Here is an 18,505-nt window from a genome sequence, read left to right on the forward strand (position 1 = left end):
GCCGTTCAAGGCATCAGGAGAGGCTGGACTCCACGTCGTAGCGGTCCGCGTTCATGACCTTGTTCCACGCGGCGACGAAGTCCTGCACGAACTTCTCCGACGCGTCGTCACTCGCGTAGACCTCGGAGAGGGCGCGCAGCTCCGAGTTCGAGCCGAACACCAGGTCGTTGCGGGTGCCGGTCCACCGGACGGCACCGGTGGCGCGGTCGCGGCCCTCGAAGTTCTCCTGGTCCTCGGTGACCGACTTCCACTCCGTCTCCATGTCGAGCAGGTTGACGAAGAAGTCGTTGGTCAGCGTCTCCGGCTTCTGCGTGAGAACGCCGGCGGTCGAACCGCCGTGGTTCGCACCCAGCACGCGCAGACCACCCACGAGCACGGTCATCTCCGGCGCGGAGAGGCCGAGCAGGTTGGCCTTGTCGATCAGCAGGTACTCCGACGGCAGCGGGTTGGCCTTGGTGCCGTAGTTGCGGAAACCGTCGACCTTGGGCTCCAGCACCGCGAACGACTCGACGTCGGTCTGCTCCTGCGTGGCGTCGGTGCGGCCCGCGAGGAACGGCACCTCGACCTCGTGGCCGGCCGCCTTCGCGGCCTGCTCGATCGCCGCGGCACCGCCGAGGACGATCAGGTCGGCCAGCGAGACCTTCTTGCCGCCGGTCTGGGCGCTGTTGAACGCCTCCTGCACGCCTTCCAGCGCACGCAGGACCCGCGCGAGCTGGTCGGGCTCGTTGACCTCCCAGCCGCGCTGAGGCTCGAGGCGGATGCGGGCACCGTTCGCGCCACCGCGCTTGTCGCTCTGGCGGAACGTCGACGCGGACGCCCACGCCGTCTTGACGAGCTGCGAGACCGAGAGGCCGGTCTCCAGGATCTTGGCCTTCAGCGACGCGACGTCGGCGGCGTCGATCAGCTCGTAGTCGCGGACCGGCAGGCGGTCCTGCCAGATCAGCTCCTCCTGCGGCACCTGCGGGCCGAGGTAGCGCTGGATCGGGCCCATGTCGCGGTGGGTCAGCTTGAACCATGCGCGGGAGAACGCCTCGGCGAACGCCTCGTGGCTCTCCGCGAACTTGCGCGAGATCGGCTCGTAGATCGGGTCGAAGCGCAGCGCGAGGTCCGTGGTCAGCATCATCGGCGTGCGGTTGAGCGTGCCGTCCTCGGGGTCCGGCACGGTGTTGGCGCCGGCGCCGTCCTTCGGCTTCCACTGGTGCGCGCCGGCCGGGGACTTGGTGAGCTCCCACTCGAACTCGAACAGGTTCTTGAAGAACAGGTTCGTCCACTTGGTGGGCTGCTGCGTCCAGGTCACCTCGAGGCCCGACGTGATGGTGTCGCGGCCCTTGCCGGTGCCGTGCGTGCTGATCCAGCCGAAGCCCTGCGCGTCCATCAGCGAGCCCTCGGGCTCCGCGCCGACGAGCGACGGGTCACCGGCACCGTGCGCCTTGCCGAAGGTGTGGCCACCGGCGATGAGCGCGACGGTCTCCTCGTCGTTCATGCCCATGCGGCCGAACGTCTCGCGGATGTCGCGGGCGGCGGCCAGCGGGTCCGGGTTGCCGTTGGGGCCCTCCGGGTTGACGTAGATGAGACCCATCTGGACCGCGGCCAGCGGGGACTCGAGGTCGCGCTCACCGCTGTAGCGCGCGTCGCCGCCGAGCCACTCGGTCTCCGGGCCCCAGTACACGTCCTCGTCCGGCTCCCACACGTCCGCGCGGCCACCGGCGAAGCCGAAGGTCTTGAAGCCCATGGTCTCCAGCGCGCGGTTGCCCGTGAAGATCATGAGGTCGGCCCAGGAGACCTTCTTGCCCCACTTCTTCTTGACCGGCCACAGCAGACGGCGGGCCTTGTCCAGGTTGCCGTTGTCCGGCCAGCTGTTGAGCGGAGCGAAGCGCTGCATGCCCGCGCCGGCGCCACCGCGGCCGTCGTGGGTGCGGTAGGTGCCCGCGCTGTGCCACGCCATGCGGATCATGAAGGGGCCGTAGTGCCCGAAGTCCGCGGGCCACCAGTCCTTCGACTCGGTCAGCACGGCGTCGACGTCGCGCGCCAGCTCGTCGAGGTCGACGGTCAGGAACTCCTGGCCGTAGTCGAACTCGCCACCCATGGGGTTGGCCTGGACGGGGTGCTTGCGGAGGATCCGGAGGTTGAGCTGCTTGGGCCACCAGTCGCGGTTGCCACCGCCCTCGGTGGGGTGGCTGAGTCGCCCGTGCGCGACCGGGCAGCCGCCAGCCTCCTCCACGTTCAGCTCGCTCAACTTCGCGTCAGTGCTGTCGGACACGGGAATCCTTCCGGGTGTTCAGGAACTTTTCGCGGCGGTCGTGCACTCGGGGCAGGTGCCCCAGTAGATGACCTCGGCCTCGTCGATGACGAAGCCGTGGTCGTCGGATGCGTCCAGGCACGGCGCGGCGCCGACAGAACAGTCGACGTCGGCGATGGCGCCGCAGGATCTGCAGACGACGTGGTGGTGGTTGTCCCCGACGCGCGCCTCGTAACGCGCGACGGAGCCCTGGGGTTCGATGCGGCGCAGCAGGCCGGCACCGGTCAACGCGCGGAGCACGTCGTACACGGCCTGGTGGGAGACAGCACCGAGGTTCTGACGCACGACACCGATGATCGAGTCCGTGTCGGCGTGCGGGTGTTCGTGCACCGCGGACAGCACAGCTATCCGCGGAGCCGTCACCCGCAGTGACGCTCCACGCAACAGGCGCTCGAAGTCGGAAGCCGTGGGCACGGGACCACCATGCCGCCTTTTCTTGAGCGAGTCAAGTTACTGAATGATGCCATTCACGTGAACCGGTCAGCGCCGCGCGGCGGCCACGGCGCCGGCCAGCCGCCGCACGCCCTCGGCGAGCACGTGCTCCGGTGCTCCGCCGTAGGTCAAACGAAGAAAACTGCCCCGTGGTTCAGCGGCGAACCACGGCCGTCCCGGGAACACGACGACGTCGCGCGCGGCGGCCGCCGCCGTCAGCTCCAGATCGTCGAAGTCGTCCGGCAGCTTCGCCCACAGGTGCAGACCGCCGGACGACCGCGCGACCTCGAACTCGGGCAGGTGTTCGCGGATCGCGTGAGCCAGAGCGTCGCGCCTGGACCTCAAGGACAGCTGCAGCATGCGCAGGTGCCGGCGCCACACCGGCGACGTCACGAAGTCGATCGCCGCATCCTGCAGCGGCCCCGCGACGTACAGGTCCTGCTTCGACCGCGTGTTCTTCAACCGGATGCCCGCGGGCCCCCGTGCCCCGATCACGGCGACGCGCAGGCCGGGCGCGGCGACCTTGGTCAGCGACCGGACGTAGACGACGTGCCCGTCGGTGTCGTGCGCCGCGAGTGTCGGGGGCGCGGTGCCGTCGATGGTGAGGCCGCGCGCCCAGTCGTCCTCGACGAGGAACGCGCCCGCCGCGCGGACGACCCGCACGACCTCGGGCCGCCGCTGCTCGGACAGCACGGCGCCGTGCGGGTTCGCGTGCAGCGGCTGGCAGTAGAAGAGCTTCGCGCCGGTCCGCTCGAACGCGGCCTGGAGCAGGTCCGGCCGCACCCCGTCCTGGTCCGCCGGCACGGGCACGACCTTCAGTCCGGCGTCGCGCGCGGCCGCGATCGCGCCGAGGTAGGTGGGCGACTCGACGAGCACGGCGTCACCGCGGTCGCCGAGCCCGCGAAACACGGTCGCGAGCGCCTCCTGTGCACCCGCGCACACCGTCATGTCGCCGGCCCTGAACTCGCCGCCGGCCTCCTTCGCGAACCAGGCGCGCAGCTCCTCCCTGCCCTCGACCGGCACGCGCCCCCACGAGGCGGGCCTGCGTGCCGCCCGGCTGAGCGCGGCACCGAGCGCCTCCGCCGGCTGCAGGTCGGGATCGAGGTAGCCGCTGGACAACGGGATGGCTTCCGGCTTCGGCACCGCGAGGAGGTTCGCCACGAGGTCCTCGCCCGGCCTGCCCTCGCCGAGCGCGACGGCCTGCCACGACAGGTCCTGGTGGTTGGTGACGGGCCGCTGGGCGACGTAGCTGCCGCGCCCCGGCCGCACCTCGACCAGCCCTTCGGCCGCCACGCGCTGAATCGCCTGCTGGACCGTCGCGGGCGAGGCCCGATGCCGAGCCATCAGATCGCGCACCGACGGCATCCGATCGCCCGCGCGCCCGGCAAGTGCCGCAGCTCTCAGGTCCTCGATAACGCGAACGGCTGCGTTATCCTCATTCATGAGAGCCAAGAGTAACGTTATCGTCCCAGCGGGGGTAACACTCGGCGCGCTGGGCGTCCTGGGTTTCAGCTTCTCGCTGCCGGCGGCTCGCCTGGCAGTGGCCGGACTCGACCCGTGGTTCGTGGCGTTCGGCCGCGCCCTCGTCGCCGGAGTCCTGGCGATCGCCTACCTGGCGTTATCGCGTGCGCCACTCCCAACGGTAACGCAGCTCCGACGCCTGGTGATCGTCGCCGCGGGCATCGTGGTCGGATTCCCGCTCTTCACGTCCCTGGCTCTCACCACCCAAACCTCTGCCCACGGCGCCGTGGTGATCGCCGTGCTGCCGATGTGCACCGCGGTCTGGGCGGTCGTGCGCGCCGCCGAACGCCCGCCGGTGGCGTTCTGGCTCGCCAGCGGCGCGGGTCTGCTGGCAGTGCTGGCGTTCGTCGCGACCGGCGGCGGCCTCTCCGGCTCCCTGAGCCTGGCCGACGCCTACCTGCTCATCGCCGTCTTGTTGTGCGGCCTGGGTTACGCAGAGGGTGGCGCCCTGTCCCGCGAGCTGGGCGGAGCCCAGACCATCTGCTGGGCCCTGGTCGTCTCCCTGCCCGCGACCGTCCCGATCTCCTTGTACACAGCCGACTTCTCGCGTGCCACACCCGTCGTCTGGCTCAGCTTCGCCTACGTGGCCCTGATCTCGATGTTCCTGGGCTTCTTCGCCTGGTACGCGGGACTGGCGGCGGGCGGCGTCGCCAAGATCGGCCAGATCCAGCTGGCCCAACCGGTGCTCACCCTGATGTGGTCGGCCGTGGTCCTGGGCGAACCGGTCGGCTGGCCGGCCCTGGCCACCGCGGCCGTGGTTGTCGTCTGCGTCGTGCTGACCCAGCGCAGCCGTGTTCCGGCAACGACGGCGGTCGCAGATCCCCAACCGGTCCGCTGACGGTTTTATACTGCCTGCCTTCGGCTTTGGGGGTCGGCAGTGGCGACGAGCAAGCAACTCTTCAAGATCGTGGACGCGCTGGCGGAGGTGCAGCGCTCCTCCGGTCAGCAGTACGACACGTTCCGGGTGCGGGGCAAGGTGTTCGGCTACTTCTGGCCGCGCACGCAGACCGTTGGCCTCAAGCAGACGTTGTCGGAGCAGCAGGCGCTGGTGGCCGAGCGGCCGGACGTGTTCGAGGAGCAGTTCACGGCGGGCGGGTTCGGCTGGGTCGTGGTGTACCTGGAGGGCGTCGAGGCCGACGAGCTGCGGGAGCTGGTGTTCGAGGCGTGGCGGCTGTCGGCGCCGGACGAGCTCGTGGCCCAGGTGCCGGACCTCGCGCGATGACCAGGGTCAAGTTCGAGCTGCCTGCCGACGATCTCGCACGGGCCACGGCGTTCTACCGCGAGGTTTTCGGGTGGGCGGCGCAGAAGCTGCCGTTCGAGTACGTGCTGGTCGACACGGATGGGGAGCCGGTCGACCCGCAGGACGCGGACGGCGGGATCTCGCCGCGCACCGAGTTCGTGCAGGGGCCGGTGCTGATCATCGAGGTGCCGAGCATCGACGACGTGGCGCCGAAGGTCACGGCAGCGGGCGGCACGCTCCTCAACGCCAAGGAGCGGGTGGGCGACTACGGCTTCTCGCAGTACGTCAAGGACAGCGAGGGCACCGTGCTGTGCCTGTGGGAATCCATCGCGGACGCCACGTGATCCCGAGTCACGAGCCGGGTCCTGATTGGACCACCGGACGGGTGCTACCTTTCCGCGCGTGACAGGGGGAAGACGATGACCAGGCAGCACACCGTGATCGACGGCGTCGACGTGTACTGGGAACAGGGGCCGGCGCCGATGATCGCCACCCTGACGTTCGGGTGCGGGGTGCGGGACGAGTCGTTCCGCACGCTCGGTGTCACGCACCTGATCGAGCACCTGGCGATGAGCACGTTGCCTCGCCTGCACCACGAGCACAACGCGACCGTGGGCATCGAGGTGACGCGGTTCTTCGCCACGGGCAGGCCGGCCCAGCTCGTGGACTTCATCGCCGCGGTGTGCGAGGCGCTGAGCGATCTGCCGCTGTCGCGCATCGAGAAGGAAGCCGGTGTGCTCACGGCGGAAGGCTCCGCCGTGTGCCACCCGACCGCGGGCGTGCTGCTGGCGCGCCGGTACGGGATCGCAGGACCGGGTCTCGCGCCGTGGGACGGCCCCGGCTACGACCAGCTGCCTGCCGAAGCCGTGACCACGCACGCCGCGAAGTTCTTCACCAGGGGAAACGCCGTGCTGACCCTGACCGGGCCGCCACCGGAGGGGCTGCGCCTGCCGCTTCCGGACGGTCCGCGGATGGTGCACGAGCCGACGCCGTCTCTCCTCACCGATGGCCCGCAGTGGCTCGCGGAGGAGGTGCCGTGCATCGGCATGTCGTTGCGGGGACCGTCGGTCTCGCCGGTGGACGCGCTCGGACTGCAGGTGCTCTCCCACCGGCTCACCGAGGTGGCCCGCAAGGAGAAGGGGCTGAGCTACGGCATCGACGGCGACCGTGCCAACGCCGATCCGTCCACAACGGACCGGTTCGTCTGGGTGGACGCCCGCGAGGGCCAGGAGGCCGAGGTCGCGTCGATCCTCTGGAACACCGCGCGGGAGCTCGCGACGTCCGGGCCGACCCAGGAGGAGCTCGATCACGAGCTCGCCGGCTTCCGCGAGATGGTCGAGGACCCGCGATTCGTCGACGGGGACCTCGACGAGTTCGCCCGCTCGGTGTTGCTCGGCGAGCCCTACCGGTCACCCGCCGAGTGGCTGGAGGCGATCGCCGCGGCAACTCCGGCGCACGTCGCCGCCGCGTTGGCCGAGTCACTGCGCACCGCGTTGATCGTCGTCCCGAGCGAGGTGCGGCTCGAACTCTCCGATCTGGACGGAAAGCCGGTCCCTCTCGGCGGTTGCGCCACGCCGGAATGGCAGCCGCAGGGCAGGGTGTTCAAGCCGTCTCTGCTCGCTCGTGCGATGAGCGCGGCCGCACGCGGGGCGCGGCTCCACCTTACCGCCGACGGGGTGGCGTTGATCGACGGCGGCGATCGGCACTTCGTCCGGTTCGCCGACGTCGTGGGTGTGCTGGCGCAGAACGGTTCCCGCACGGTGTTCGGCCGGTCCGGCTGCCTCGTGCCGGTGGACTCGGACCTCTTCGCGGGCATCGAGCCCGTGATCGCCGCGGTCGACGCCCACGTTGACCCCGGCTTGGTGTTCCCGCCGTCGGCCTTCGCCAGCTGATCAGAAAAGTCCATTCAGGACTGACGCAGGTCCAGGCGTGAGCCGTCGGCGAACGTCAGCCTGACCACCTGCCGCGCGGGCAGGCTGTGGCCGACCCGCACGGTTTCCAGCGACCGCACCGCGCTGCGCGGGATCTCGGCGAACGTCGTGAAGACGCTGGAAGGCTTGGCCTCGAACAGATGCGTCGGATACACGACGGCCACGCGCTGGTCGCTCGCCACCAGCCGGGCGTTGCCCAGGCTGAACGCGAAGTGGTCGGCCAGCCGCACGGCGGAGCTCGACGTGGTGGGTGCCTCCACCCAGTAGCCCAGCGTCGGGTCGTCGATCCAGTCGGGCGGTGACGGCGGAGCGGGCAGCGGCCACCGCGGCCTGTCCAGTTCCAGCAGAGGCATCGCGCCGACAGCGGTCCACGGCACCTGCAACGACCCGCCGACCACGCCGCCCACGTAGCCGACGATCGGCGGCAGGCCGAGCACGAGGTTCTCACCGCGCCGCAGCCAGAACTTCGTCAGTTCCTTCGTCACGACCTCGTCCGCGGTCGCGGCCGGGGGGATCGAGAAGGAACTCGAACCCCGACCCGTCGACCAGGACCACGCGCAGCGACTGCCGGAATGCACGTCGGCGATCTGCGCGCGCGGAATCTCCGCGACCACCCGGTGGTCCGGCACGGCGACCGGTTCACCCTCGACGTGCTCGCCGAACTTGCGGCGGTTGTCCGTCAGGATCTTGCCGACCTCCTTGCCGAACCCGATCGCCTTGCCCAGGAAGGACTTCGGAGCCGGTTCCGGAGAAGCCTAGGCAGCCGCGACCCGCTCCGCGACGACCAGCCGCTCGGACGTCAACGCCCACAACCGGTTCAGGTGCCCGCCGGGCCCGAACCGCGACACGGCACGAACCGCGAGCGACTCGCCAGAGGGGCCGAACACCAGGTGATCAGCGGCAGGGGCGTTGTCGTCGCCCGAATCCCCGCCGCCACCGACGAACGTCAGCGCGAGGTCACCCACACCCCGGCCCATCGCCGAAAGCCCGCGCGTGAACGACGAACGGCCCGGCGCACCGAGCTGGTCGAGGCCGTCGACGGCGTAGTAGAAGGTCTGCCGGTACATCGCCCAGACCAGCGACTCGCCGGCCCGGCAGAGGCGCTGCCGGGCGACGTGGCCTGCGCCGAGTGGTGCGGAGAAGATCACCACCAGACGCCGGCAACTTGACCTCCAGCGCGATGGAGGTTGCAACATGTGCGGCGTGAACGTGGTGATCACCGGCGGTGGCAGGGGTTTCGGGCGCACGATCGCGCGGCGGTTCGCCGCCCAGGGCGCCACGGTGGTGGTCACGGCCCGGGATCTCGCTGCCGCGCAACGCACCTGCGCCGAGCTGCGGGACGCGCACGCGGTGCACTGCGACCTCACGGATCCGGCGTCGGTCCGGCGTTGCGCCGAGCAGGTGGGGGAGCTGCTCGGCCACGTCGACGTGCTGGTCAACAACGGTGCGGCGTTCCTCGCGGAGTCCCAGGCGGACGATGACGCGATCGTGCGGACCATCTTGTCCGGTACGGCCGGAACGGTTCTGATGACCGAAAGCTTCCTGCCGTTGCTGCGTCGGTCCGAACGTGCGGACGTCGTGACGGTCGTGTCGCTGGAGGCCGAGTCCCGCAGTGATCCGGCGCACATCGCGCACGCGGCGTTCCACGCGGCCAAGGCGGGGCAGGGCCGGTACGCGGAGATCATGTCGCAACGGCTGCGGCCTGAGGGGATCCGGATGATCTCGTTGTACCCGCCCGACTTCGACAACGACGACAACGCGCCCCGTGACGGCGTGCTGACCGCGCAGTCCGTGGCCGATTGCGTGTTGTTCGCGGTGAACCAGCCACGCGACTGCTTCATCCGCTCGTTCCACTTCGAGCCGATGTCCTGAGTGGATCAGCGGAACAGGATGCGGGCGATCTCCGTGGCGGTCTCGCGGCCCTCGTCGTAACCGCCCTCGCCCTTGAGGTTGTTCATGATCGCGAGCGTGTAGCGCTCGTCCGGCCCGACGAACCCGACGGAGTTCATCACCCAGCCGCTGTCCTCCTGCGACCAGCCGTTCTTCGTGCCGGATCCGGGACCCCACACACCCCACTGCTGTTCGGGACCGACCTGGCGCATCTGCCCGACGATGTAGGCGCGGTCCTCGGCTGGAACGGTGTCGAGCACGTAGTTGATCAACCGGTCGAGGTCGTTCGCCGTGCACTTCTCGTAGCCCCAGTAGGGGAAAGTGGCCGAATAGCCCCTTTGTGCCACCAAACCGGTCATTCCGTACTTGGGGAACGCCGCGTTGAACGTCGAGCCGGTGTACCGCTTCCACAACGTGTCCGCGGCGTCGTCGTCGGAACTGTGCAGCATCGCGTTCATCAGCCGACGGTCGTCGCCGGTCAGCTTGATCCTGCCCGATCGGTTGCGCTCCAGCAGGTTCACCACCATGGCGAGCTTGATCGTCGACGCGGTCCACGTCAGCTCGTCCGCGTGGTCGTTGCGCCACATCGCCCCGGTCTTGCGGTCGCGCAGCACGATGCCGACGGTGCCCGGCCTGGTCTCGGCGTAGTTCTTCGCGTCCTGGACGCGCCGCTGGAACTCGCATTCGAGGCCGCTGTCGGGCATCGGGCAGACCTGGGGCGTTGCGACCAGAGGCGCCGCCGCCGGCGTGTGTTGCGTACGTGCGGCGGCTGGTGGTTCCGCCGTCACCGCCTGACCGCACGCGGTGAGGGCAAGCGCGCACGCAACAAGGATCGGACGGAGCATGTGCCGCACGCTATGGGGCTGATCGGCGGTAGTCGACCGCCATACGGACGCGTGATCAAGTAAAAGATATTTGACTTGGTGTCCGGTTCGCTTTACCTTGGGCGATGTCAGGTTTCTTTGACATCAGGAGTGGGACCGTGGCGTTCGAAGAGAAACGCGCGTGGTCCATGGCGATCATCGCCGTGGTCGGCTACGCCGTGTACGTGCTGGTCATCCTGGGTCGTGCGGCCGGACGGCCGTTGGCAGAGGTGCCGTACGCCAGCACGGCGCTGTGGACGATCGGGATCGGGATCGTCGCGGGCATCCTGTCCGGGATCTGGGCCGGCATCGCGTCGCGTGAGGAAGGCCTGCAGGTCGACGAGCGCGACCGCGAGATCGGCAGGTTCGGCGAGTACGTCGGCCAGTCGTTCGTCGTGATCGGCGGCGTGTCGGCGATGGTGCTGGCGATGGCGGAGGTGGCGCACTTCTGGATCGCGAACGTCCTTTACCTGTGCTTTGTGCTGTCCGCGGTGCTCGGCTCGGTGACGAAGATCGTGGCCTACCGGCGAGGTCTGCAGTGAAGCCGACAAAGGTGACGAACTCCATCCGTGCGCTGCGGTTCGCGCACGGTGAGATGAAGCAGGCCGATCTCGCTTCCGCTGTCGGCGTGACGCGGCAGACGTTGATCGCCATCGAGCAGGGCAAGTACTCGCCCTCGCTGGAGGTCGCGTTCCGGATCGCGCGCGTGTTCAAGGTGTCGCTCGAAGAGGTGTTCCAGTACCCGGAGGAGGAGACGACGTGAAGGCCGTGGTGCAACGAAGATACGGATCGGCGGTGCTCGGTGACCTGGATGTGCCTGTGCCCGGGCAGGATGAGGTTCTGCTGGAGGTGCGGGCTGCGGGGGTAGACATGGGCACCTGGCACCTGCTGAGCGGGAGGCCGTACCTGTTGCGGGTCATAGGGTTCGGCTTCCGCGGGCCGAAGTCGACGGTGCCGGGCATGGACGTGTCCGGTGTGGTGCGGGAGATCGGGCCGGGCGTGACCGGGTTCGCGGTCGGTGACGAGGTGTTCGGCGTGTGCTCGGGGTCGTTCGCCGAGTACGCCGTCGCGCCGGTCTCGAAGCTGGCGCGCAAGCCGGAGGTGTTGTCGTTCACGGAGGCGGCCGCGGTGCCGATCTCGGGCGGGACGGCGTTGCAGGCGTTGCGCGGCGTTCACCCGGGGCAACGGGTTCTGGTGCTCGGCGCCGGTGGCGGCGTCGGCTCGTACGGGGTGCAGATCGCACGGGCACTCGGTGCGCACGTGACCGGGGTGTGCAGCACGCCCAAGGTGGAACTGGTGCGTGAGTTGGGTGCGCACGAGGTCGTGGACTACACGGTCGCTGATTTCACCGGCACGTACGACCTCATCCTCGACTGCGGTGGGCACAGGTCGTTGTCACGGCTGCGCAAGGCATTGACCCCGGCCGGAACGCTGGTGCTGGTGGGTTCCGAGACCACGGAGCCGCTGCTGGGCGGGTTCGACCGCGCGCTGCGGGCCATGGCGCTGAACCCGTTCGTGTCGCAGAAACTCGTCACGCTGATGTCCCGGGAGCGCGGCGCGGACTACGACGAGCTGCGCGTGATGATCGAGGGCGGCGCCGTCAAACCCGCGGTGGACCGGACTTTTCCGTTGTCCGAAGCGGTCGACGCGATCTCGTACGTCTACACGCGACGGTCGGCAGGCAAGGTCGTCGTCACGATCTGACCACCGATGATCACGGTGGTGACGTCGTGCAGCGCCGTGATGTCCCGCATGGGATTTCCGCGCACGGCGATGATGTCCGCGTCCCAGCCGGGCTTCAGCACTCCCTTGGTGACACCGCAGACCTTCGCGGCCTGACTGGTGGCACTCGCCAGCGCACCCCTGTTCGGCACGCCGCCCTTGACCAGGTCGACGACCGAGTAGGCGATTGCTCCGTGCGGTTTCCCGGCAGCGATGCCGCCATCCGTACCCGCGACGGTCTTCACGCCGTGGTCGTACATCAGGCCCGCCATGCTGACCTTGGTGGCGTAGCTCATGCCGATCTTGTCCCACGCCTCCTTCATGAAGGGCGGTGGCTCCTGTGTGACACCGAGCGTGTGACAGACCGCGATGTCCGCCTCCGCCAAGGCGTCCAGCAGGTCGTCCGGGACGTGCATGCCTCGATCGGTGAGGCAGGAGAGGTGTTCGATGCCGTCCACCCCCGCGGCCACGGCCCGCTGCGCCGCGGTCAGGCTGTGGGCGTGGGCGGTCACCGGCAGGCCGTGAGCGTGCGCCTCCTCGACCACGACCCGGAGCTCCTGCTCCGTGAACTGGCAGTCGCCGACGGCGGTGCCCGGCGTCGCGAACCCGCCGCTGGCCATGATCTTGACGACGTCGACCTTGCGCTCGGCCCTCTCCCGCACGGCACGGCGGAGCTCGTCCTCGCCGGCCGCCTCGCCGCCCATCTGCCAGCAGTGGCCCCGCGGGCAGGTGATGGGCGGGCCGGAGGCGAGAACGCGCTGACGGTGCTTCGAGCGCTGCTCGACCACGGCCCACTGCCGGTCGCCCAGGTCGCGGACCGTGGTCACACCGGCCCTCAGGTGGCGGTCGAGGCTGTCCTCGATCACCGCGTCGAGGTGTTCCGGCGAGAAGTCCGGGAGGCGGTCGAGCGCTCCGTTCTCGCTGTCCGCGCACAGGTGGACGTGGGTGTCGATCAGTCCGGGTAGGACGGTGGCGGTGCCGAGATCGACGACCTCGGCACCGGGAACGTCCGGATGGCCCTGCTCGACCGCTTTGATCGTGCCGTTCTCGATCAGGACCGTGACCGGCCCGGCGAGCGAGTGCTCACCGTCGAACGCACGCCCAGCACGCAGCGCCAGCATCGGGACATTCTGAGCGCCACATGCTGGGAAAGCAATGGTCAGCGCGCGTGCGGGAGCTGCGAGAACTCCTCGACCTGCGGGAGGTCGTGCCCGAGCCGGTCACGCTTCGCCGTCAGGTACGCGATGTTGTGCGTGTTCGGCGCCATCAGCAACGGCACCCGCGAGGTCACGGGGATCCCGTTCTCCTCCAGTGCCGCGATCTTGTCCGGGTTGTTGGACATGAGACGCACGGACTGGACGCGGAGGTGCCGGAGCACTCTGGCCGCGGGCGTGTAGTCGCGAATGTCCACAGGCAGGCCGAGCGACGTCGCCGAGTCCAGGGTGTCGAGGCCGGCGTCTTGCAGGACGTGGGTGCGGACCTTCGCCACCAAACCGATTCCGCGGCCCTCGTGGCCACGCAGGTAGACGAGGATGCCGCTGCCCTCGCGCACGATGGTGCTCAGCGCGGCGTCGAGCTGTTCGCCGCACTCGCACCGCATGGCGCCGAAGATGTCACCGGTCATGCACTCGGAGTGGATGCGCACCAGCACGTTCTCGCGCAGCTTCGTCTTGCCGTAGACGAGGGCCATGTGCTCGTGACCGTCCGCACGGAAAGCGACCGCGCGGAACGTGCCACGGCGGGTCACCAGGTCGGACTCCGCCACGTCCTCGTCGTTGAAGGCCTGTTCGAACATCTAGGGTCCCCTCGTCCACCTGGCGCCTTCCGAACGTCAACTACGCTCGGGTGCGAGGTCGCACCGTAACCCGACCGCACAGCGGAGGTCACCCTGTTCAGCATCACCGTCCGCGATCACGTGATGATCGCCCACAGTTTCCGCGGCGAGGTCTTCGGTCCGGCACAACGTCTGCATGGAGCAACGTTCCTGGTGGACGCAACGTTCAAACGTGCCGAACTCGATTCCGACAACATCGTTGTCGACATCGGACTCGCGACCCAGGAGCTGAACAAGGTCCTGGCCGCGTTCAACTACCGCAACCTGGACGAGGAACCGCAGTTCGCGGGCATCAACACGTCCACGGAGTGGCTCGCAAAGCACATCGCGGACCAGCTCGCGGAGAAGATCTCGGAGGGCGCTCTCGGTGAGGGTGCTCACGGCATCGATGCGATCGCCGTCACACTCCACGAGTCGCACGTGGCGTGGGCGAGCTACGAACGTGCACTTCGTACTGCCGGCTGACGTCGACGATCCGGCCAGTCCCAGCGGCGGCAACGTCTACGACCTCCGGGTCGGAGCAGGGCTGAACCGCCTGACCGTCGCTGGTGACTGGCCGCGACCGCACGACACCACGGCGTTGGAGCAAACGCTTGCGGGCATTCCCGACGGGGACGTCGTCCTCGTCGACGGCCTGGTCGGCTGCGGTCTGCCGGAAGTGGTCGTGCCGCACGCGCGACGGCTGAAGCTCGCCGTGCTCGTGCACCTGCCGCTGGCCGACGAGACCGGGCTCGATCCCGCGACGGCCGCGCTGCTCGACGAGAAGGAACGGCAGGTCCTGAGGGCCGCGAGCGCGGTCATCGCGACCAGCCCGACGGCCGCGCACAACCTCAGGGCCAGGCACGGGCTCGGCACCGTCCACGTCGTCGTTCCCGGCACCGACCCGGCCCCGGTCGCACGGGGCGCGGACGGCGTCAGCCAACTCCTCTGCGTTGCCTCGATCACACCTCGCAAAGGCCACGACCTGCTGGTCAGGGCCCTGCAGAAGATCGACCACGAGTTCCGGCTCGTCTGCGTGGGGCCGCACCGGCCGTTCCTCGAGACGCTCCCGCACGACGATCGCGTCAGCTTTCCCGGACCGCTCACCGGCGAGGCTCTGACCAGCGCGTATGCCAAGTCGGACCTCTTCGTGCTGGCGTCGCGTGCCGAGACCTGGGGCATGGTCGTCACCGAGGCGCTCGCGAGAGGTCTGCCGGTGATCGCGAGCGCCGTACCGGACGCCCTCGGCGACGGCGGCCTGCTGCTCCCCGCGGGCGATCAAGATGCATTGGAAGCTGCACTAACACAGTGGTTCCATGATCCAGAATTCCGCCGGGAGCTGCGGGCGAAAGCGCTGACCCGGCGAGCAAGTTTGTCTACTTGGGACGAATCCACAGAGGACCTGCGGAGGGTGCTGGCTAGTCTGCGGCCATGACCTTCTCGCCGGAATGGCTGGCACTGCGGGAGAAAGCGGACGCCGAGGCACGCTCGACCGAGCTCGTCGACGTGGTCCGCGCAACTCTGGTGAACCGAAACCCACTGACGATCCGTGACCTGGGTTGTGGCACGGGATCGATGGGACGATGGCTCGCCGGGAGGCTCGGCGGCGTACAGCACTGGGTGCTGCACGACCGCGACCCCCGGCTGCTCGCGCTGGCGGAGGCCGGCATGAGCGCCATCGAGAACGTCACCGCCGAGACGCGTGAGGGCGACCTCACCGCGCTCACCGCCACCGACCTCGCGGGCGCCGACCTGGTCACATGCTCCGCGTTGCTCGACTTGCTCACTGCTGACGAGATGAACGCTCTGGCGGTTGCATGCGTAGAAGCACATGTGCCCGCACTGTTCACGCTCTCGGTGGCAGGCCGGATCGACTTCGACCCGGCCGAGCCGCTCGACGCCGCTTTCCAGGACGCGTTCAACGCTCACCAGCGCCGCGGCGTGGACGGGCGCCGCCTGCTCGGACCGGACGCTCCGGCCGCTGCCGAAGAGGCATTCGCAGCGCTCGGCGCTTCGGTTCGGACGGCACAGAGCCCCTGGCGCCTGAACGCCGACGCCCTGCAGAGGGAGTGGCTGAAGGGCTGGGTCGGTGCGGCGGTCGAGCAGGAACCCGCACTCGCCGCAGAGGCACCGGAGTACCTGCGCCGCAGGTCAGAGGCTTCCGCGGTGGTCCACCACGTCGACCTGCTAGCGATACCGAGGGCTGTCTGATGAAGAAGTTCTGGCCGTGGCTTCGCCTGGTGTTGGCGGTGGCGATCCTGGTGGCGGTGGGCTTGCGCCTGGGCACCGGGGCGTTCGTGGACGGACTGCGCGCGATCGACGCGTTCTCCGTCGCCGCCGCGCTGGCGATCGGGTTCGCGACGACGTTGCTCAGCGCCGGTCGCTGGGTGCTCATCGCGCGCCGCCTCGGCCTGTCGCTGTCCATGCGCACCGCGGTCAGCGACTACTACCGCGCGCTGCTCGTCAACGCCGTGCTGCCTGCGGGCGTGCTCGGCGACGTGCACCGCGCGGTCAACCACGGCCGTGAGTCCGGCGATGTCGGACGTGGCGTGCGCGCCGTGTTCTTCGAGCGCTTCGCCGGCCAGATGGTGCTCATCGGGATCGGGCTCGCGGTGCTGCTCACGCACCCCGCGCCCGGCCTCGGCCTCGCACCGGACGGCACGACCGCCGCGCTCGTCCTCGCTGGTCTCGCCGCACTCGTCGTGGTCGGCTGGCGCATCAGGCCGGTGCGGAAAGTGCTGGTCAACACGCTGGCGGACGGTATCCGGCTGCTGTCGTTCAAGACCTGGCCCGCGGTCATCGGGCTGTCGGCCGCCACGGTCGCCGGCTACGTGGCGATGTTCGTGGTCGCCGCCCGCGCCGCCGGGTCGGACGCCACCATCACGCAGCTCGCGCCGGTCGTGGTGCTGGCGCTGCTGATCATGGCGATCCCGGTCAACATCGGCGGGTTCGGGCCGCGCGAGGCGTTCCTCGCGGTGGCCTTCGGCGCCGCCGGCCTCGGCGCGCAGCACGGCTTCACCACGGGCATCGTCTACGGCGTGCTGGCGCTGATCGCGGCTCTGCCCGGCGCGGTCGTGCTGTTCCTGTCACGCCGTACCAAGGTCGAAAAGGCCGAGGTAGTGGCGGAACGACTCGGCCAGCCCCGCGAGCAGGAGCTCGCCCTTGCGCGCTGACGCGAGTGAAGGACGCCCGATGACGCCGGACTCCGTGTACGGCGCCAGACCCAGGGTGAGCAGGTGCCGCCTGTCCTCCGCCAGGTGGTCAGCAGTCTCGTAGCCGGGCCGGATCAGATCGGGGTGAGCGTGCAGGAGGATCGAGGTCTCCAGCTCACCCGCGTGCATGTCGCTGTACGCCGAGGTCTCGATGCCCGCCTTCTCCCGCGCGAACGCCCAGTCGTCCCGGCCGGGGAAGAGCGCCAGACCCTCGCCCTCCTGCACGATGTTCGACAGCACGTAGTTGCCGCCGTGCCCGTTCACCAGCACGAGACCCGTGACACCGTTGTGCCGCAAAGAGTCCGCGATGTCCGTGATCACTGAGACCAGCGTGCGCGCGGAGATGCTGACGGTGCCCGGCCAGCCGGCGTGTTCCTGCGAGCACGAGAACTGGATCGGCGGCAGCAGCCGGACCGGGTACTTCGCGGCGATCTCCGACGCGATCGTCCACGCGATCACCGAGTCGGTGGCCAGCGGCAGGTGCGGGCCGTGCTGCTCGGTGCTGCCGACCGGGAGCACGGCCACGCGCTGGTCGCGGACGTCTGTGGTGGTGTCACTCGGAAACATGGGAACCACCGTAGTTAATGTGGCTGTAGTCAATGCGGTGGCAAAGCGCGGGAATCTCGCCGTCGGCCAGCTTCGGCATCACGTCGGGCAGTTCCTCGAACCTGCTGTCTCCTGTGATGAGCGCGTCGAACCGGTCGTCGGCGAGCAGGTCGAGGGCGAGCGCCATGCGTTCGGCGTAGGTGCGGTCAGGGCGGCCGACCGTGCCGACCTGGCTGCTGCGGATCGTCAACCGTCGCGAGTGGAAGAACTCGCCCAGCGGCACCGCGATCTTCCGGTCGCCGTACCAGCTCAGCTCGACGACCCGGCCTTCCGGGGCGAGCAGGTTCAGCGCGGTGGTGAGGCCGGGTTCCGTCGCGCTGGCGTGGAAGACGAGATCGCAGCCGTCGAGAGCGTTGCCCGGCAAGGCGAAACCGATGCCGAGCTGGTCAGCGACGGCCGCACGGGCGGGATCCGCGTCCACGAGCTGGACGCGCGCGCCGGGGAACGTCGCCAGCACGGCCGCGATGCTCGACCCGACCATGCCGCCGCCGACCACCGCGATCCGGTCGCCGATCAGCGGACGCGCGTCCCACACCGCGTTCACAGCCGTCTCGACGGTGCCCGCGAGCACCGCCCGAGCTGCCGGAACGGTGTCCGGGACGAGGGTGACCGCGGTTTCCGGGACCACGTAACGAGTCTGATGTGGATAGAGGCAGAACACCGTGCGCCCGCGCAGTCGTTCGGGTCCGTGTTCAACGACGCCGACGTTGAGGTACCCGTACTTCACCGGCCACGGGAACTCGCCCTCCTGGAAAGGAGCCCTCATCACCGCGTACTGGTTCTCCGGCACGCCACCGCGGAAGACGAGGGTCTCCGTGCCGCGGCTGACCCCGGAGAACAGCGTGCGCACCTCGACCTCACCCGGTCCCGGCCCGGCCAGCGTGACCTGCCGAACCTCTCCTTCTCCGGATTCATTGAGCCAAAAGGCACTCGCCGTACGTGTCACTCACAACACCTCCGCCGCACGAAGTTCACC

At 69.3% G+C, this 18,505-nt stretch carries 22 protein-coding genes; 12 read left to right on the forward strand and 10 right to left on the reverse strand.

The features are described 5' to 3' along the window. Positions 1 to 13: 13 nt before the first annotated feature. The 3 genes from katG to ABFX45_RS31490 form a co-directional block, all read right to left on the reverse strand. The gene (gene katG / locus ABFX45_RS31480; protein ID WP_346133884.1) at positions 14 to 2,260 is read right to left on the reverse strand and encodes a catalase/peroxidase HPI; all 2,247 of its coding nucleotides are present in this window, start codon (positions 2,258 to 2,260) and stop codon (positions 14 to 16) included. An 18-nt stretch (positions 2,261 to 2,278) separates the two neighbouring features. Next, positions 2,279 to 2,713, reverse strand: coding sequence for a Fur family transcriptional regulator (locus ABFX45_RS31485; RefSeq protein WP_109639941.1), 435 nt, complete (start codon positions 2,711 to 2,713; stop codon positions 2,279 to 2,281). Positions 2,714 to 2,779: 66 nt separating this feature from the next. After that, complete coding sequence (locus ABFX45_RS31490) at positions 2,780 to 4,174, reverse strand: aminotransferase-like domain-containing protein (protein WP_346133886.1); 1,395 nt, start codon at positions 4,172 to 4,174, stop codon at positions 2,780 to 2,782. On the opposite strand from ABFX45_RS31490, the gene ABFX45_RS31495 reads away from it, so the two are divergent. The 4 genes from ABFX45_RS31495 (at position 4,173) to ABFX45_RS31510 (ending at position 7,384) form a co-directional block, all read left to right on the forward strand. Then, the gene (locus tag ABFX45_RS31495) at positions 4,173 to 5,090 is read left to right on the forward strand and encodes a DMT family transporter (protein WP_346133888.1); all 918 of its coding nucleotides are present in this window, start codon (positions 4,173 to 4,175) and stop codon (positions 5,088 to 5,090) included. The genes ABFX45_RS31490 and ABFX45_RS31495 overlap by 2 nt on opposite strands. 39 nt (positions 5,091 to 5,129) lie before the next feature. Beyond that, the gene (locus ABFX45_RS31500; RefSeq protein WP_109639944.1) at positions 5,130 to 5,474 is read left to right on the forward strand and encodes an MmcQ/YjbR family DNA-binding protein; all 345 of its coding nucleotides are present in this window, start codon (positions 5,130 to 5,132) and stop codon (positions 5,472 to 5,474) included. Further along, the gene (locus tag ABFX45_RS31505) at positions 5,471 to 5,836 is read left to right on the forward strand and encodes a VOC family protein (RefSeq protein WP_109639945.1); all 366 of its coding nucleotides are present in this window, start codon (positions 5,471 to 5,473) and stop codon (positions 5,834 to 5,836) included. Before ABFX45_RS31500 ends, ABFX45_RS31505 begins: the two co-directional genes overlap by 4 nt. Positions 5,837 to 5,911: 75 nt before the next feature. Continuing rightward, the gene (locus ABFX45_RS31510) at positions 5,912 to 7,384 is read left to right on the forward strand and encodes a peptidase M16 family protein (protein ID WP_346133890.1); all 1,473 of its coding nucleotides are present in this window, start codon (positions 5,912 to 5,914) and stop codon (positions 7,382 to 7,384) included. Positions 7,385 to 7,398: 14 nt separating this feature from the next. On the opposite strand, the gene ABFX45_RS31515 is transcribed toward ABFX45_RS31510, so the two are convergent. Both ABFX45_RS31515 and ABFX45_RS31520 read right to left on the reverse strand, forming a co-directional pair. Further along, positions 7,399 to 8,052 (reverse strand): hypothetical protein, encoded by a 654-nt coding sequence (locus ABFX45_RS31515; protein WP_346133892.1) that lies wholly within the window; start codon positions 8,050 to 8,052, stop codon positions 7,399 to 7,401. Between the two features lie 126 nt (positions 8,053 to 8,178). Beyond that, positions 8,179 to 8,571 carry a hypothetical protein gene (locus tag ABFX45_RS31520; protein ID WP_170155181.1) on the reverse strand — a complete coding sequence of 131 codons (393 nt, stop codon included), beginning with the start codon at positions 8,569 to 8,571 and terminating at the stop codon, positions 8,179 to 8,181. A 55-nt stretch (positions 8,572 to 8,626) separates the two neighbouring features. On the opposite strand from ABFX45_RS31520, the gene ABFX45_RS31525 reads away from it, so the two are divergent. After that, complete coding sequence (locus ABFX45_RS31525; RefSeq protein WP_346133895.1) at positions 8,627 to 9,295, forward strand: SDR family oxidoreductase; 669 nt, start codon at positions 8,627 to 8,629, stop codon at positions 9,293 to 9,295. Between the two features lie 5 nt (positions 9,296 to 9,300). On the opposite strand, the gene ABFX45_RS31530 is transcribed toward ABFX45_RS31525, so the two are convergent. Then, on the reverse strand, positions 9,301 to 10,158 hold the full coding sequence (locus ABFX45_RS31530; protein WP_109639950.1) for a serine hydrolase: 858 nt from the start codon (positions 10,156 to 10,158) through the stop codon (positions 9,301 to 9,303). Between the two features lie 137 nt (positions 10,159 to 10,295). On the opposite strand from ABFX45_RS31530, the gene ABFX45_RS31535 reads away from it, so the two are divergent. The 3 genes from ABFX45_RS31535 to ABFX45_RS31545 are packed head-to-tail and all read left to right on the forward strand — an operon-like array spanning position 10,296 to position 11,880. Next, positions 10,296 to 10,718 (forward strand): hypothetical protein, encoded by a 423-nt coding sequence (locus tag ABFX45_RS31535; RefSeq protein WP_233442274.1) that lies wholly within the window; start codon positions 10,296 to 10,298, stop codon positions 10,716 to 10,718. A 53-nt stretch (positions 10,719 to 10,771) separates the two neighbouring features. Continuing rightward, on the forward strand, positions 10,772 to 10,939 hold the full coding sequence (locus tag ABFX45_RS31540) for a helix-turn-helix transcriptional regulator (protein ID WP_109640090.1): 168 nt from the start codon (positions 10,772 to 10,774) through the stop codon (positions 10,937 to 10,939). Continuing rightward, on the forward strand, positions 10,936 to 11,880 hold the full coding sequence (locus ABFX45_RS31545; protein WP_346133900.1) for an NAD(P)-dependent alcohol dehydrogenase: 945 nt from the start codon (positions 10,936 to 10,938) through the stop codon (positions 11,878 to 11,880). Before ABFX45_RS31540 ends, ABFX45_RS31545 begins: the two co-directional genes overlap by 4 nt. Here the strand turns inward: ABFX45_RS31545 and ABFX45_RS31550 are convergent. Next, positions 11,838 to 13,019, reverse strand: coding sequence for an amidohydrolase family protein (locus ABFX45_RS31550; protein ID WP_109639953.1), 1,182 nt, complete (start codon positions 13,017 to 13,019; stop codon positions 11,838 to 11,840). The two genes, ABFX45_RS31545 and ABFX45_RS31550, sit on opposite strands and share 43 nt — an antisense overlap. Positions 13,020 to 13,057: 38 nt before the next feature. Next, positions 13,058 to 13,693: a GTP cyclohydrolase II gene (gene ribA, locus ABFX45_RS31555; RefSeq protein WP_109639954.1), complete on the reverse strand. Its 636-nt coding sequence runs from the start codon at positions 13,691 to 13,693 to the stop codon at positions 13,058 to 13,060. Positions 13,694 to 13,786: 93 nt separating this feature from the next. Here ribA and ABFX45_RS31560 point away from each other — a divergent pair, with 93 nt between their 5' ends. From ABFX45_RS31560 to ABFX45_RS31575, 4 genes are read left to right on the forward strand one after another with little or no spacing between them, the layout of a single operon-like run. Then, positions 13,787 to 14,197, forward strand: a complete 411-nt coding sequence (locus ABFX45_RS31560; protein WP_109639955.1) for a 6-pyruvoyl trahydropterin synthase family protein — start codon at positions 13,787 to 13,789, stop codon at positions 14,195 to 14,197. Then, entirely contained in the window at positions 14,175 to 15,146 is a 972-nt protein-coding gene (locus tag ABFX45_RS31565; RefSeq protein ID WP_325051075.1) for a glycosyltransferase family 4 protein, read from the forward strand. The genes ABFX45_RS31560 and ABFX45_RS31565 overlap by 23 nt, the downstream gene beginning before the upstream one ends. Continuing rightward, the gene (locus ABFX45_RS31570; protein ID WP_346133903.1) at positions 15,143 to 15,922 is read left to right on the forward strand and encodes a class I SAM-dependent methyltransferase; all 780 of its coding nucleotides are present in this window, start codon (positions 15,143 to 15,145) and stop codon (positions 15,920 to 15,922) included. The genes ABFX45_RS31565 and ABFX45_RS31570 overlap by 4 nt, the downstream gene beginning before the upstream one ends. Then, a complete protein-coding gene (locus tag ABFX45_RS31575; protein ID WP_109639958.1) occupies positions 15,922 to 16,884 on the forward strand; it encodes a lysylphosphatidylglycerol synthase transmembrane domain-containing protein in 963 nt (320 codons plus the stop codon). The genes ABFX45_RS31570 and ABFX45_RS31575 overlap by 1 nt, the downstream gene beginning before the upstream one ends. On the opposite strand, the gene ABFX45_RS31580 is transcribed toward ABFX45_RS31575, so the two are convergent. Then, positions 16,798 to 17,490: a creatininase family protein gene (locus ABFX45_RS31580; protein WP_211337585.1), complete on the reverse strand. Its 693-nt coding sequence runs from the start codon at positions 17,488 to 17,490 to the stop codon at positions 16,798 to 16,800. The genes ABFX45_RS31575 and ABFX45_RS31580 overlap by 87 nt on opposite strands. Further along, a complete protein-coding gene (locus ABFX45_RS31585; protein WP_109639960.1) occupies positions 17,477 to 18,475 on the reverse strand; it encodes a zinc-dependent alcohol dehydrogenase in 999 nt (332 codons plus the stop codon). Before ABFX45_RS31585 ends, ABFX45_RS31580 begins: the two co-directional genes overlap by 14 nt. Positions 18,476 to 18,505 lie beyond the last annotated feature (30 nt).

The sequence above is a fragment of the Lentzea roselyniae genome, from assembly GCF_039537795.1.
GTDB classification, from domain to species: domain Bacteria; phylum Actinomycetota; class Actinomycetes; order Mycobacteriales; family Pseudonocardiaceae; genus Lentzea; species Lentzea atacamensis.